The sequence below is a fragment of the Rhodococcus opacus genome (assembly GCF_012396235.1).
Lineage (GTDB): Bacteria > Actinomycetota > Actinomycetes > Mycobacteriales > Mycobacteriaceae > Rhodococcus_F > Rhodococcus_F opacus.
This window is the reverse complement of sequence record NZ_JAAXPA010000042.1, coordinates 13,660-27,220: the sequence shown is the minus strand read 5'-3', so window position 1 is coordinate 27,220 and position 13,561 is coordinate 13,660. Positions and strand designations below refer to the sequence as shown.

General features: G+C 64.9%; 10 protein-coding genes and 2 pseudogenes. 2 read left to right on the top strand and 10 right to left on the bottom strand.

Annotated features, from left to right (window positions below; translation table 11 throughout):
- Window positions 1–28 precede the first annotated feature (28 nt).
- The 8 genes from HGB39_RS35170 to HGB39_RS35135 all read right to left on the bottom strand — a co-directional run bounded on the left by HGB39_RS35170 (window position 29) and on the right by HGB39_RS35135 (window position 9,125).
- On the bottom strand, window positions 29–1,339 hold the full coding sequence (locus HGB39_RS35170; RefSeq protein ID WP_064080750.1) for an MFS transporter: 1,311 nt from the start codon (window positions 1,337–1,339) through the stop codon (window positions 29–31).
- A gap of 131 nt (window positions 1,340–1,470) precedes the next feature.
- Window positions 1,471–2,109 carry a response regulator gene (locus HGB39_RS35165; RefSeq protein ID WP_005560136.1) on the bottom strand — a complete coding sequence of 213 codons (639 nt, stop codon included), beginning with the start codon at window positions 2,107–2,109 and terminating at the stop codon, window positions 1,471–1,473.
- Complete coding sequence (locus tag HGB39_RS35160) at window positions 2,106–3,287, bottom strand: GAF domain-containing sensor histidine kinase (RefSeq protein WP_005560137.1); 1,182 nt, start codon at window positions 3,285–3,287, stop codon at window positions 2,106–2,108. The genes HGB39_RS35165 and HGB39_RS35160 overlap by 4 nt, the downstream gene beginning before the upstream one ends.
- Before the next feature lie 58 nt (window positions 3,288–3,345).
- A complete protein-coding gene (locus tag HGB39_RS35155) occupies window positions 3,346–4,470 on the bottom strand; it encodes a glycoside hydrolase family 88 protein (protein WP_005560138.1) in 1,125 nt (374 codons plus the stop codon).
- Window positions 4,467–5,621, bottom strand: coding sequence for a zinc-binding dehydrogenase (locus tag HGB39_RS35150; protein ID WP_043786655.1), 1,155 nt, complete (start codon window positions 5,619–5,621; stop codon window positions 4,467–4,469). The genes HGB39_RS35155 and HGB39_RS35150 overlap by 4 nt, the downstream gene beginning before the upstream one ends.
- On the bottom strand, window positions 5,618–6,814 hold the full coding sequence (locus tag HGB39_RS35145; protein WP_005560140.1) for a CaiB/BaiF CoA transferase family protein: 1,197 nt from the start codon (window positions 6,812–6,814) through the stop codon (window positions 5,618–5,620). Before HGB39_RS35145 ends, HGB39_RS35150 begins: the two co-directional genes overlap by 4 nt.
- A 6-nt stretch (window positions 6,815–6,820) precedes the next feature.
- Window positions 6,821–7,939 (bottom strand): acyl-CoA dehydrogenase family protein, encoded by a 1,119-nt coding sequence (locus tag HGB39_RS35140; RefSeq protein WP_005560141.1) that lies wholly within the window; start codon window positions 7,937–7,939, stop codon window positions 6,821–6,823.
- A 49-nt stretch (window positions 7,940–7,988) separates the two neighbouring features.
- Window positions 7,989–9,125 (bottom strand): CaiB/BaiF CoA transferase family protein, encoded by a 1,137-nt coding sequence (locus tag HGB39_RS35135; protein ID WP_081276616.1) that lies wholly within the window; start codon window positions 9,123–9,125, stop codon window positions 7,989–7,991.
- A 162-nt stretch (window positions 9,126–9,287) separates the two neighbouring features.
- On the opposite strand from HGB39_RS35135, the gene HGB39_RS35130 reads away from it, so the two are divergent.
- Window positions 9,288–10,763, top strand: a complete 1,476-nt coding sequence (locus HGB39_RS35130) for an aldehyde dehydrogenase (NADP(+)) (protein ID WP_005560143.1) — start codon at window positions 9,288–9,290, stop codon at window positions 10,761–10,763.
- Between the two features lie 218 nt (window positions 10,764–10,981).
- On the opposite strand, the pseudogene HGB39_RS35125 reads toward HGB39_RS35130, so the two are convergent.
- Window positions 10,982–11,555 (bottom strand): annotated as a pseudogene (locus HGB39_RS35125) (hypothetical protein).
- 15 nt (window positions 11,556–11,570) lie between these two features.
- Here HGB39_RS35125 and HGB39_RS39305 point away from each other — a divergent pair.
- Window positions 11,571–11,887: pseudogene (locus HGB39_RS39305) on the top strand (hypothetical protein); the annotation flags it as partial.
- Between the two features lie 62 nt (window positions 11,888–11,949).
- On the opposite strand, the gene HGB39_RS35115 reads toward HGB39_RS39305, so the two are convergent.
- Window positions 11,950–13,152, bottom strand: coding sequence for an MFS transporter (locus tag HGB39_RS35115; RefSeq protein WP_005560149.1), 1,203 nt, complete (start codon window positions 13,150–13,152; stop codon window positions 11,950–11,952).
- Window positions 13,153–13,561: the final 409 nt, after the last annotated feature.

Genomic DNA, 13,561 nt, shown 5'->3' with positions numbered 1-13,561 from the left:
AAAAGGGGCGCACGGGCGGCGAAGCCGCCTACGTGGAAGTCGGTGACAATCGCTCCTGTCCCGCGGCTTCGTCGGTGTCGGACAGATCTTGCCGGTAGGTCTCCCGCATGGCGATCACACAGACGACGGAGATGGCGCACATTGCGACCATGAACAGCGCGACGGCGACGTAGGAGCCGGTGCGATCCAGCAGGTACGTGGCGACGATCGGCGCGGGAGCGCTCGAGGCAAGGGTGCCGATCGTGTACCCGAAGGAGATTCCGGTGTAGCGGATGCGGGTGTCGAAAGCTTCGGCGAAGAAGGCTGCGAGCGGGCCGTAGGAGGTCGAGAAGGCGAGACAGAACGCCACGAACCCGACCATCGCCAGCAGGAAGGATCCGCTGTTCACCAGCCAGAACCACGGAAAGGTGAACAGCAGCATGGCGACGACTCCGGCCAGGAACACCGGCTTCCTGCCGTAGGAGTCCGACAGTTTGCCGAAGAACGGCAGCGCGACGAACGTGACCGCCATGGCGACGAGGACGAGTGTCAGCATCTGGTTGCGCGTGTAGCCGACCTGCGCGACGCCGTAGCTGAGACCGAATACCGTGGTGCCGTAGAAGGTGACCCCGATGGCGAAGTAAGCACCGCAGGTCAGGAGGACCTGCTTGGGGTAGTGGCGAAGGACCACCCCGATGGGCAGCTTCTCCAACTTTGCGTTCTTCTTGACGCGATCGAAGTTCGGGCTTTCGCCGACGTGCAGTCGGACGAAGAGGCCGATCGCGACGAACGCACCCCCGATCAGGAAGGGAATTCGCCAACCCCAGGATTCGAACGCTTCGGGAGAAAGCCCGGCCATCAATAGGAAGACTGTGTTGCCCAACATCAATCCCGCCGGCACTCCCATCTGTACCCAGCTGCCGTAGTAGCCGCGTTTGCCGGCAGGCGCGTGTTCGACGGCCATGAGAATCGCCCCTCCGATCTCGCCCCCGAGCGCGAGGCCCTGCACGAAGCGCAGGGTCACGAGAATGATCGGCGCGGCGACGCCGATGGACTGGTAGCTCGGGAGCAGCCCGACTCCGAGGGTGGTGAAGCCCATGATGGTCAGGGTGATGACGAGCATCGACTTCCGTCCGATCCGATCACCGAAGTGGCCGAACACCACTCCGCCGATCGGACGCGCAACGAAGGCGGCGGAGAACGTGGCGAAGGCGAGCAAAGTGCCGATCAGGGAGTCGAACTCGGGGAAGAAGATCTTGTTGAACACGAGTCCGGCCGCGGTGCCGTAGATGAAGAAGTCGTACCATTCGACTGTCGTACCGACACCGCTGGCAAATCCGACTTTCGAGGTTTGGGACATTGTGAACATGTATGGCCTCCGTTGCCACGATTGCGGAATGATTCCTGCGGCTCGAATGTATGGGTGATCCAGCACACACAACATCTCCAGGTGGAGAGGTGGGGATGTGTTGCCTGGTGAACGAATTGCGTTCAGAGCAAGCGAAGTTCGTGGGCACGCGCAATGGCTTCGACGCGATTGCGCGCGTTCAGTTTCTGCATGGCGCTCTGCAAATAGGTTTTTACGGTGTTCCGCGCAAGGGACAGTTCCTGAGCGATTTCGGGGTTGCTGTTACCCATTGCCGCGAAACGCAGCACCTCGTATTCGCGCCGGGTCAGGCCGGCTCGGTACAGAGCTTCGGATGTCACGACTCTTCGCGATCCGGCCAGTCGCGGGTCGACAACCCGGATTCCGCCGGACACGCGGTGAATGGCCGTGGCGAAGTCCTGCCCGCTGATGTCCTTGACGAGGCATCCGTCCGCACCCGCCTCCATCAACAGATCGATGGCGCCGTGATCGGCGAACGCGGTGAACAGCAGTATCCGCGCGTGCGGCGCGACCCGCCGTAGTCGCGGAATGAGTTCGGGTGCAGGGATATCGGGAAGTCGAAGATCGAGGAGGATGACGTCGACGGGGAGGGCGCGGGCCAGCTCGACCGCCGCGGCCCCGGTCAGTGCACCTCCTACGACTTCGAGGTTCACGTCCTCCCGCGCGAGAAGTTCCACCCCCCCGCGCACGATCGGATGATCGTCGACGACGAGGATACGGATCGTCTTCGACGGCTCGGTCATGCACCCGACCCGTCGATTGCGTCTACCCAGCCGCGCACGGTGGTGCCGCTTTCGTCGTCGCTGACTACGGACATGCCGCCACCGAGCCGCTCGAGCCGTCCTGCGGCCAGCCCGAGCCCCAATTGACTTCCTCGCACCGGGTCGTCGGCCCCGTCCACGCCCCGGCCGTCGTCGCTGATGACGACCGTCACTCTGCCCGACCGAACCGACAAGCTGACCACCACTGTGGATGCGTCGGCGTGCTTTTCGACGTTGACGAGCGCCTCCCGGACCAGTCGCTGGAGGGCCTCGACGCGGCTCACGTCGAGATCCGGAGATTCGGTCAGCGGTACGAAACGGGCCGGGATACCGGTCCGAAGCGCGAACGACTGGCAGTCCTCCTCGATGCCGACTGGGAGTTCCCGCTCGGGGGGTCGCGCGCTGAGGTCGGTCAGCGACCTGCGAATCGACGCATTGACGGCGTGTACCTGATCAGTGATCTCCTGCAGCCGATCGTGGATCGCCTGAGCGTCGCCCAGTGCACGCAGACTCTGCAGTTCGGCACCGATCCGGAAGAGGACCGGGCTCACGGAATCGTGCAGGGATTCGGCAAGCCGATTCCGTTCGGCCTCGATCGCGAGCTCCGTCTGGGCTGCGGCCCTCTGTGCGCTGACGAGAGTGACGGCGGCAGTCGCGGCGGTCGATTGGATCTCCGCGATGACTCGATCACCGAATGACGAATATTCGCGGGTGCCGACGTACACGGCACCGAGGACACGACCTTCGTACACCATGGGCACTGCGAGCATTCCTCGCAGTGCCTCCTGCGCCACGAGCGCGTCGAAGTCGTGAGTGATTCCGGCGTCGGACAGGTAGTCCCGGACCCAGACAGGTTTCTGCAGCATGATGCTCTTTCCGCCCAGTCCGACGCCTTCCGGCACCACCAGTCGGTGCAGGGCGTTGCTCTTTGTCCCCTGCCAACTGCGGTGAACCATCGCGCCGTCGACCTCGATGCGCCCGACGAGCGACATGTCGAAGTCGCCGATCTCCCGGATGCGCTGACCTGCCGTGGTCATGGCCGCCGCTTCGTCGGTCAGGACGAGCAGTTCGGCACGCGAGAGCGCGAGGTCGTCGAGGATGGACGTCCTGACGTCCGAGTGCTTGAACTCGTGAGCTGCGGTATGCGTACTTTCCGACACCGGCTTTCCTCGATCTTTCTTCCCCCCGGCGTTGGGCAACCCGTTCATGTCGGCTGGGTCACAGTGTCAGAGTATCGGACCGGCCGTCCAGGCTGATCAGGCACTCGAGCAGGAAGTAGTCGCCCCAGATCAGCTCGTTCCGGGTAGCGAAGTCCCGGCGTTTGTCGAAGCAACCGTCCATGAGGATCCCTGCCGGTCTGCTGTCGTGCGGTCCGGCCGGGGTGAGGTGGTCGAGGAGCGCATTCACGTGGGCGACGGCCCTGTCCCGGAAGTCGGTCCGGTCGGGAACCAGTCGGGCGAGCTTGAGCAGCGCGGCAGCGGCGATGGCAGTGGCGGACGTGTCGATCGGGACGTGCGGTCCGGTGCCGGCGTCGAAGTCCCATGACACGATTCCGGCAGTCGGCGTGCGGTCCAGCCACCAGTCGGCCAGCCGGACGGCGGTCGGCAGGAAGGACGGCGACGCCCACTGCGCGGCCTGGGCGTACGCCACCATCGCCCACGCCTGCGCCCGACCCCAGGTGCTGTCGTCGTTCATGCCCTTGTGGGTGTAGCGGCGCAAGAGTGCACCGTTGGTCGTGTCGAACAGTGCCGACTGACAGACCGAACCATCCGCCCGGATACAGAGCTCGATGTGCCGCTCCGCGTGGCGGATCGCGGCGTCGAGGAACCGCGGGTCGCTGGTCTGCGCCGACGCCCACGACAGCAGGGCGACGGTGCCCGGGACGGCGTCGATGTTCGCGGCGCCCTCGCCGACCGCTTCGGCTTCCTCCGCTTCCGCGCCGAGCGGGATCACGCCCGCTCGATCGTTGAAGCTGGCGAGCAGCCCGCGGGCACCCGCCAGCGCGATCTCCGATGCGCTCGCGCTTCCGGTGACGAGGTGGTTGACCGCTGCGCCATACCAGAAGAGGAAGCCGCGGAAGGCGGTATCGGAGCTCTCCCGGGGCAGGACCTGCTCGGTGATCTCGTCGGCGAGTCGCGACAGGCGGTCCTCACCGGACGCCACGAAGCCGAGTGCGGCCAGTCCGCCCCAGAATCCGCCCGTCCAGTTTCCATCGGCAGTGGTGGTCCACTCGCCGGATTCAGGGTCACCGTAGTGCGGGAACTTGCCGCTGGTCTGCTTGGCGGTCGAGTCGATACGCTCGAGCATCGAGTCGATGGCGGCGGTGTACCGGGAGCCGGTCACAACTGACCTCCGGTCACCAGAACCGACTTGAGCGAGCGCCCGTCCCGCATGTCACCCATGGCCTCTTCCGCCTTCCCGAGCGGGTACTCGGTGACCATCGAGGCGAGGTCGAACCGTGCTGCGAGTCGGGGTAGCGATTCGACGTATTCGAGGTGGTTGTGCGGGGAGAACGCCCAGCTTCCCAGCACCTGCAGCTGCTTCTTCGTGATGTAGTGGGGGTTGATCGGAGTGGTGCCGTGGTCCGTGTACTGGCCGACGACGAGGTACTTGCCGCCGCGCCGGGCGATGTCGATTCCCTCGGACACCGCCGTCGGTACACCGGCGGCCTCGATGACGACGTCGGCACCGCGCCCGCCCGTCGTTTCCGCGAGAATTCGATCCAGGCGGGCCGCTCGATCCGTCTCAGCGAAGATGTCGATGTGGATGTCGCCGATGCCGGCCGTCCGCGCGACCTCCAGACGGTTGGCCGGTCCGCCGACGATGATCACCTTCGCCGCCCCGGCGAGCGTGGCGTACATGGCGCACGCCAGTCCGACCGGTCCGCTGCCCTGTACCACGACGATATCGCCTGCGTCAGGCTTGGCGATACCGTTCACCGCGTGGACGGCAGTCGGTCCGGCACAGCCGAGAGCGATCACTTGCTGCGGTGTCACCGAGGACGGGATGCGGACGATCGTCGAGCCGGGTTGGAGGTAGATCTGCTCGGACCACCCACCCGACAGGTGGGGCCAGTCGGCCGAAGACTGATTGATGCCGTACACCTTGCGGGTCTCGCATAGTGACGGTTCCTGCTGATCCTCGCAGTAGTAGCAGTGCCCGCACGGGATGTTGGACGCCCACGACACCGCATCCCCGACGCGAAGCTCCTCGCCACGCGCGTCCGTCGTGACACCCTCCCCGAGGGCGTGCACTCGACCGACCGCCTCGTGCCCCAGGATGACCGGCACCGGAATGGGCAGGCGACCCTGCTGCAGGTGGATGTCCGTTCCACAGATTCCCGCGTGCGTCACGTCGACGACGACCGCGCCGGCGTCGGGATCCACGCGTGGGAACGTCCTCGGCGCCATGGCCTGCCCGAACGCTTCGAGCACCATCGCTGTGGCCGTGCCAGTGGTCGGGCTCGCCGGGTCCGTCTGCATCGCATTACTCATCGGATCACTTCCTTGCTGCGCAATGTCTGGACACGTGACTCGGATACCCCGAGCTCGTGCAGGATTTCGTCGGAATGTTCACCCACCGCGGGCACCCCTCGGCGTACCTGTGCGGGCGTACGAGACAAAGTGACGGGACTGCCGATCAGGCGGGTCGTCCGCACACCCTCGACCTCGACGTCGACGAGCGTGCCGTTGTGGCGCGTCTGGGGATGATCGAGCGCCTCCTGCAGGGTGAGCAGCGGTGCGCACAGCAGGTCGACCCCGTCGAACAGTTCCGCCGCCCCGGTGGTGCTCAGCCGCGCGATCAGTGGACGCAGGACCGCGTTGGCGGCCTCCTTGTTCGCGGCCTGGAGCTGTGGCGACGCGAAGGACGGCTGGACGGACAGATCGTCGATGCCGAGTGCTTTGCACGCCAGCTGCAGGGGGTTCTCTCGGAACAGGCCGAGCACCAGCAGCAAACCGTCCGTCGTCTCGAAGATGCCGCTGTACCAATCCGTCACCCAGTTGGTCTCACGCCGGTCCATGAGCAGCGAGGCACTTTCGAGGGTCTGCAGCGACAGTGCCGTATCGAAGAGGTTGACGCTGACCTTCTGGCCACGGCCGGAACGCTCGCGTTCGAACAGTGCGGCCAAAATCCCCTGCGCCAGAGCCATACCCGATGCATAATCGACCATCGGCACCGGATGCACGTACGCCGAGATCGACGGGTCGCCGCACGACCTCGCCATCCCGCTGAGCGCCTGCGCGAGCATGTCCTGGCCGGCCTTGTGGGCATACGGCCCGGTTTCCCCGAATCCGGTCGCGGTACCGTAGACAATCCTGGGGTAACGCTCCTGCAGGTCGTCATATGTCAACCCGAGCCGTTCGACCGCCGCGGTCCGGTAGCTGTGGATGAGAACATCCGTCTCCGCGAGCAGCTGATGCAGAATGTCCTTCCCCTCAGTAGATTTCAGATTGAGTGCGATGCTGCGCTTGTTACGGTTGACCGCGGCGAAGTAGGCGCCGGGGCGACCTGCCTCGAGCGAATCGCGATCCAGGCCCCGGAGCATGTCTCCATTGACACCTCGCTCGACCTTGATCACTTCGGCGCCGAGGTCGCCGAGAACCTGCGCCGCAACGGGGGCCTGCATGATCTCGCCGAGATCGAGTACCCGGATGCCGCTCAGCGCTTGCTGTTGAAGGTTTTGCACGACGCCCTACTTTCCGTAAACCGATTTCGCGATGAGAAGGCGCTGAATCTGATTGGTGCCCTCATAGATCTGAGTGATCTTGGCGTCGCGCATCATCCGCTCCACCGGATAGTCACGCACATAGCCGTAACCGCCGTGCAGCTGTAGGGCATCGGTGGTCACCGACATGGCATTGTCGCTGCACAGCAGCTTCGCCATGGCCACCTTTGCGCGCGCCGCCGGATCCCCGTCCTGAATGAGATGGACCGCGTCGTAAAGCAGCGAACGAGCCGACTCGATCTTGACGGCCATATCGGCGACCATGCCCCGCAGAAGCTGGAAGCGCGAAATGGGCTGGCCGAACTGGTCGCGGTTCGTCGTGTACGAGACGGCGGCGTCGAAAGCGCCCTGCGCAATTCCGAGGGCCTGCGCCGCGATGAGTGCGCGGCTGACGTTCAGTTCCGCGGAGATGTACTGGAACCCCTCATAGGGATCATTGACGACACGAACAGCGGGAAGCCGACATCCGTCGAGGACGACATCGGCCGTCGGACTGCCGCGCATTCCCATCTTCTTCTCGGGCGCACCGAAGCTGACGCCGTCATCGTCCTTGTGCACGATGAAGACACCGAGCGACTTGTCGCCGGTCTTCGCCAGGACCGCGTACCAGTCGGCCCACGGCGCATTACTGATAAATCGCTTCTGCCCATTCAGAATCCAGTCGGAACCATCCTGTACTGCGGTCGTCGCGATCGCCGACAGGTCCGAACCCACGCGCGGCTCGGTCATGCACCACGCAGCGCCGGCGGAGCCCGACGCGACACCCGGTACCACCAGTTGCTTCAACTCGTCGGAGCCCTGACTCAGCACTGTGGACGTGCCCGCCCAGTTGACCAGCATCACCAGCGCCGAGCTTGCGCAGGATGCTGCGACTTCCTCCACTGCGATGACCTGGGAGAGGAGATCGGCTCCACTCCCACCGAGGCTCTCGGGATGTGCAAGTCCGGGAAGGTCGTTGCTGCACAGGGCTGCCCACGATTCCGACGGGAATCGCTCCTTGTCATCCACGTCGGCGGCATGCGGTGCGATCTTGGTCTGCGCGAGTTTGCGGACGCTCGCGCGGAACTCGCGGTGTTCGATACTCATGAATTGCTCCTGGTGTCTGCGGGGAATGTGATGATTCGGGAGTCGGCGGTCACAGTGGTGGCCAGCTCAGACCCGTCACGGAGGGTGGGACGCCGTCCGCGGCGGCACGGCCGGCGGCATCTTCGGGAAGTCCGGCGCGGCGCAGGACTTCTTCGGTCTTGATGCGGGTGTCGGTGATGCGCCGTTTCGGTCCGCCGGAGAACACGGGGACCACCGGGACCGAATCCAGTGCGAATCCCGGATCCCTGGCCACGATCTGGTCGAACGTGGACAGCTCGTGCGGTTCGAGCACCGGTGTTACGCACGCATCCACGTCGGCGAACACCGCGGTCCACTCCACCATCGTCTTCTTCTCGAACTCGGCGGTCAGCGACTTCTCAATGAGGTCCCAGGTGGACTCGTCGAAATGATTCGGTACGGCTCCGAGGTCGAGGGTGGTCCACAACCGCTCGAAAAATGCCACCTCCAGGGCACCCACCGCGACGTATCGACCGTCGGAACAGCGATAGCACCGATAGAACGGCATCGACCCGACCAGTACGCCACGTCCACGGCCGGGCAGCGTCGGCGTCTGCCAATCGACGAAGTTCATTCCCATCATCGACAGGACGCCGTCGACCATGGCGGAATCGATATACCGGCCCTTACCTGTTCGAGTCCTGTCGTACAACGCGCCCAGAATGCCGAAAGCCGACAGCAACCCACCCCCCGCGAAGTCGGCGACCAGGTTCAACGGCGGGACCGGCGGCTGATCCGATGGGCCGAAGACCCCGAGGGCGCCCCCGATCGCGAGGTAGTTGATGTCGTGACCGGCGCGTTGCGCCATCGGTCCGCCCTGGCCGTAGCCCGTCACGCTGCAGTAGACGAGTCCCGGATTGAGGGCCGACAGTTCCGCGTAGCCGGCGCCCAACCTGTCCGCAACACCGGGCCGGAATCCCTCCATGAAGACGTCAGCTTCCGAGACGAGCGTTCGCAGGGCCTGGCGGCCGTCCTCGGTCTTGAGATCCAGCGATATGAATTCCTTGCCTCGGGACAGTGCCGGCACCGGAAGCCCGGAACGACCACCACCGATCGCGATCACGTCTGCACCGAGATCCGCGAGCAGCATGCTCGCGTACGGTCCGGGTGCCAGACGTGTCATGTCCAGTACCCGAACCCCCGCAAGTGGGCCCGTCGTTGCGGTCATCGTCGTCCTCCAAAGTCATTCGGTACCTCGTGTGATGCCAATCCTGGCGTCGTGACTGCACTCACACCATCTCCATGTGGAGGTATGGCGTCACACCCGTTCTCCCGCACACTGAGGCCCACCTCCTCAGCACGGGACGCTCCGAACTCGACAGGAATAGCAATGGAAACCACTGCGATAGAGACCCTTCCAGACACCACCACAGAGGATTACGAGCGGATTCTCTCGGCCGCGGAGACCGCCGCGACGTCACTCGCCCGAACGGACCCGAGCCGGCGGGCACAGATTCTGCGGTCGATGGCCGACGCACTCGACGCAAACGGCGCGGAATTGGTGCCGCTGGCGGCCGCCGACAGTTCGCTCCCCGAGGCGCGCCTTCGCGGCGAAGTCTCGCGGACCACGATGCAGCTTCGAATGTTCGCCGATGTCGTCGAGGAGGGCTCCTGGCTGGAGGCCATCATCGACACAGCAGATCCGGACGCGCTTCCCGCTCCGCGCCCCGATCTGCGGCGGATGCTTGTACCCACCGGACCCGCCGCGGTGTTCGGTGCGAGTAACTTTCCGTTCGCGTTCGGGCTCGGGGGCGGGGATACCGCGTCCGCATTGGCCGCCGGCTGTCCCGTCGTCGCGAAAGCGCATCCCGCTCAGCCGCGATTGACCGCCGCCTACGCGCGGGCGATCGACGAGGGACTTCGTGCGGGCGGCGCCCCGGACGGCACGTTCGGGGTAGTGCAGGGCGCGGACGTCGGACGTCTGCTCGTTCAGGATCCGCGCATCACGGCCGTCGGATTCACCGGTTCGACATCGGGTGGCCGGGCTCTTGCAGATCTGGCAGCCGGTCGGCCGTACCCTATCCCGTTTTACGGCGAGCTCGGCAGTATCAACCCGGTGTTCGTGACACCTGCTGCGGCTGCGGAACGGTCGGGAAAGATTGCGGGCCAATTCCTCGAATCATTACTCCTCGGCGCCGGTCAGTTCTGTACCAAACCGGGGATTCTGTTCGTCCCCGACCAGAGTTCGATCGAGTGGCTCGTCCGAACCGCGGTCGCGGACGATTCTTTCCGTCTGCTGCACAGAGGAATTCGCCAATCGTTCCTCGATGTGTCCCGGGAGATCCTCGAGCACCCGGACGTCCGGCCGGTGTCATCGCCCGAGCAGAGCGATCTGGACGATCTGTCGGTCCGCCCGGTGATCGGCGTGACCGACGCTCGGGCGTTGCATCGAAACTCACAGGCCCTGATCAAAGAGTGCTTCGGTCCATTCGGATTGATCGTGACTTACACATCGGTCGCGGAACTTTACGCGACGATGGCTGTCCTGCCGGGCACGCTGACGGCGACCGTCCACGGCACCGACGATGACCACGATGCCGCAGCACTGCTCGACGCACTTGCGCGCTACGCGGGGCGCGTCATCTGGAACGGATGGCCCACCGGTGTCGCCGTCAGTTGGGCCCAGCACCACGGTGGTCCGTACCCGGCCACCAACTCCGTTCACACGTCAGTCGGAGCTACCGCGATTCGGAGGTTCCTGCGGCCGGTCGCATACCAATCGGTGCACGAAGCGCATCTCCCTCCCGCACTCGTCGACGCGAACCCGTGGGGTATCCCACGCCGGGTGAACGGCCATCTGTCGTAGGCCCACGGCCCATGCATTTTCTGGGTGCACCAAGCTGCCCCAGAAGAGAGCTCTGCCGGTCCACCGTTGCCATCTGACGGCCCGGCCACGGCGAGGAAGCCCCTTGCGGAATGCGAGGATGCAGCGGCGGGGTGGTCAGGTCCGGGCGCGATGTCGGTGAGCCGCTGCGGGGGGACATGTCGTTCCCACTGCTCAACACGGGTAATGGTTGCAGTAGTTCAAAGGCCCCAAAGTTGGAGCAGTGCGGCGCGCAGCTGGCGGAGACGATTTCGTGATCGGTGGTCAGTCGGGGCTTGGGGTGCCCGAGGTCGGCGAGCTGGTGCTCGGCGTCCGCAACGAAATCGGCTGTACGTCTGTTCGGGCTAGCCGGAGGTGGCCGAAGGTTCTGTGGGTGTGGGGGATCGCGATGGCGTCTGAGTCCACGTCTGCCGGCGGGTAGACCCACGTTGTCGGCGGGTAGACCCACGTTGTCGGCGGCGACGGTGTCAGGATCATCGGTGATGACCACAGCCTCAACGGCGATGGTCGAGCCGTGGGAAGCATTCGCGGAGCCGATGACCGACCGCCTACTGGTGGCGATCACGCCCGTGTGCAGGTTCGGCGACGACAGGACATGGACACCGGCCTAGACATAGTACGCGAGCGCAATCGGCGAGGTCACATGCGCGCGCACCGCGGCCCGGAAGGCGTTCACGACGAGGACGTCACCTGCACGCCTCGGCAGCAGAGGGGTGCATCCTCGCCGAGGTAGGCGATCGCGGCATGCCGTGGACCGCGGGTGCGTTGGCGCATCGTCGAGGCTTGCCGCAGCAGGGTCGCATTCCACACGCCGACGTCGTCCGGCATGCGCAGCGAGGTGCGGCGATCGAACGCATGGGCGGTGTCGATGCCGTTGCTGCCAGGATCGGGCGGTCCCGCTCCTGCTGTGTCCCGATACCGGTCCGGGGAGACGAACGAGTTGCGGGCCGAAGCCAGCAAGAAGCTCGAGAACGTCACGGCCCAGGACATCATGAAGCGCGCGGGCGTGTTGCGTCCTTGGATTTCGCGAACTCGGACACACCGTCAGCAGCGACGAGTCCCGCGAACTTGCCGCCGCGCCGGCTAACGACGATCACGCCCGAGTGCGCTGCAACCAACGACACGACGGCCTCCCTCGGGAGTCCGTCGTGTCGTTGGGAAGTGGGTATCAGTGTGTGGTGGTGTCGGGAGGTTCCGGTGCCGGGTCGGCGACCGTGATCCTTCCGCCGTCCTCGTCGACGAAGTACAGGACGACTGCGCCGATCATCGGTCCGACGGCGAGGGCGGAGAACGCCGCCAGGAACGAGCCGGTGGCGGAGAAGACCGCGCCGATCGCGAGAGGGACGAGAGTGCTGGCGATCTGCCAGAAGGCGTTGGAGGCGCCGGCGGCGGTACCGGTGACCTCGCTCGAAACCAGACGCGGAATCATCGCGACGATCAGCGGCAGGTATCCGTATCCGACCAGGCCGAGGACGGGTGCCGCAATCAGGAGCGCCGGGACGTTGTCCAGGGTGCCGAAGAAGATCAGGATCACGGCGAACAGCGCGAGGATGACGATCGCGGGCTTTCGGGCGCTGCCGACTTTGTCGCCGAGCATTCCGATGAGGGGCTTGCTGAACACCGCCACGCCCGCGAAGATGGCCACGATGAATCCGGCGGTGGTGCTGGAGACTCCATGTCCTTTGATGAGGAGGGCGTTAGACCAGGTGACGAATCCGTATGTGCCCCAGAAGCCGCCGAACCCCGCGAGTGAGAGCAGCATCAGGTCGCGGTTGGTGGTCAGTGTCTTCCAGGCGGAGGGGCGTTTGCCGTCACGGTTCGTGGCGCGTTGGTTGACGACCGGTCCCGGTCGGATGATTACGTAGCAGGCGACTGCGGTCACGACCGAGATGGCACCGAAAAGATGGTAGGAGGCGTGCCAGCTGTAGTGGTTGATCATCCATGGGACGACGGTGTTGGCGATGACGGTGCCGAGTGAGGTGGCGGAGGTGAACAGTCCCATGACTTTGCCGAGTTCTTTGGGCTTGAACCAGCTTGCAAGGAGTTTGACGCCTGCGGCGTAATCCGCGCCGGCGAAGAAACCGACGACTGCCTGCACGCCGATGCCGATCGCCGCAGAGGTGGTTGATCCGAAGACCATCATGAAGACACCTGCGCCGACAAGCGACGCGGTGACTACCTCGCGGCCACCGAATCGGTCGGACAGCACCCCGGTGAGGGCGTTGGAGCAGACGTATCCGATGTAGTACGCGGTGGCGAACACGCCGAGGCTGGCGAGGGGCACGCCGAGATCCTCGCCGACGAAGACCGACGCCGGACCCCAGGTGGAGCGATCGACCGAGGTCATGGTGAAGGCGAGCCAGCAGAGCACGAGTACTACCCACCGATACCGGCTACGTACCTGCTGATCAGGGGATGCGGAAATTGTCTGCACGAGGTCGTTCCTGTCTGGTCTCGGCGCGATTGCTCAGGGTCTCGGGGCTGGGCTGCAACCCGGAACGCGTCGCAGAGGATCGTTGCCGTTTAGTTGAATAGCGTTGGCGCAGTCGAAGTGTGGAGGTGGGCGGTGAACGTCACGCGTAGGCGCGGCGCTGAAAAGCTGAGGGCTAGCCACCTTGGACCGGTCGAGCGCTACACCTGTTCTATCAAGGTGATCGTGTTCACACAACAGTTCCGTCCGTTTGTTGATCAATTGCGCGCCATGCGGACGTGAACTGCCTGTATATGCTCACGCCGTTGGAGCCGTGGAGGCCGTGTCGTCGCCGCGCCGCACTTCAGTC

Coding starts and splice junctions, on each gene's coding strand:
- HGB39_RS35130 (WP_005560143.1), top strand. CDS start 9,288: ATGGAAACCACTGCGATAGAGACCCTTCCAGACACCACCACAGAGGAT.
- HGB39_RS35150 (WP_043786655.1), bottom strand. CDS start 5,621: ATGAGTAATGCGATGCAGACGGACCCGGCGAGCCCGACCACTGGCACG.
- HGB39_RS35140 (WP_005560141.1), bottom strand. CDS start 7,939: ATGAGTATCGAACACCGCGAGTTCCGCGCGAGCGTCCGCAAACTCGCG.
- HGB39_RS35165 (WP_005560136.1), bottom strand. CDS start 2,109: ATGACCGAGCCGTCGAAGACGATCCGTATCCTCGTCGTCGACGATCAT.
- HGB39_RS35170 (WP_064080750.1), bottom strand. CDS start 1,339: ATGTCCCAAACCTCGAAAGTCGGATTTGCCAGCGGTGTCGGTACGACA.
- HGB39_RS35135 (WP_081276616.1), bottom strand. CDS start 9,125: ATGACCGCAACGACGGGCCCACTTGCGGGGGTTCGGGTACTGGACATG.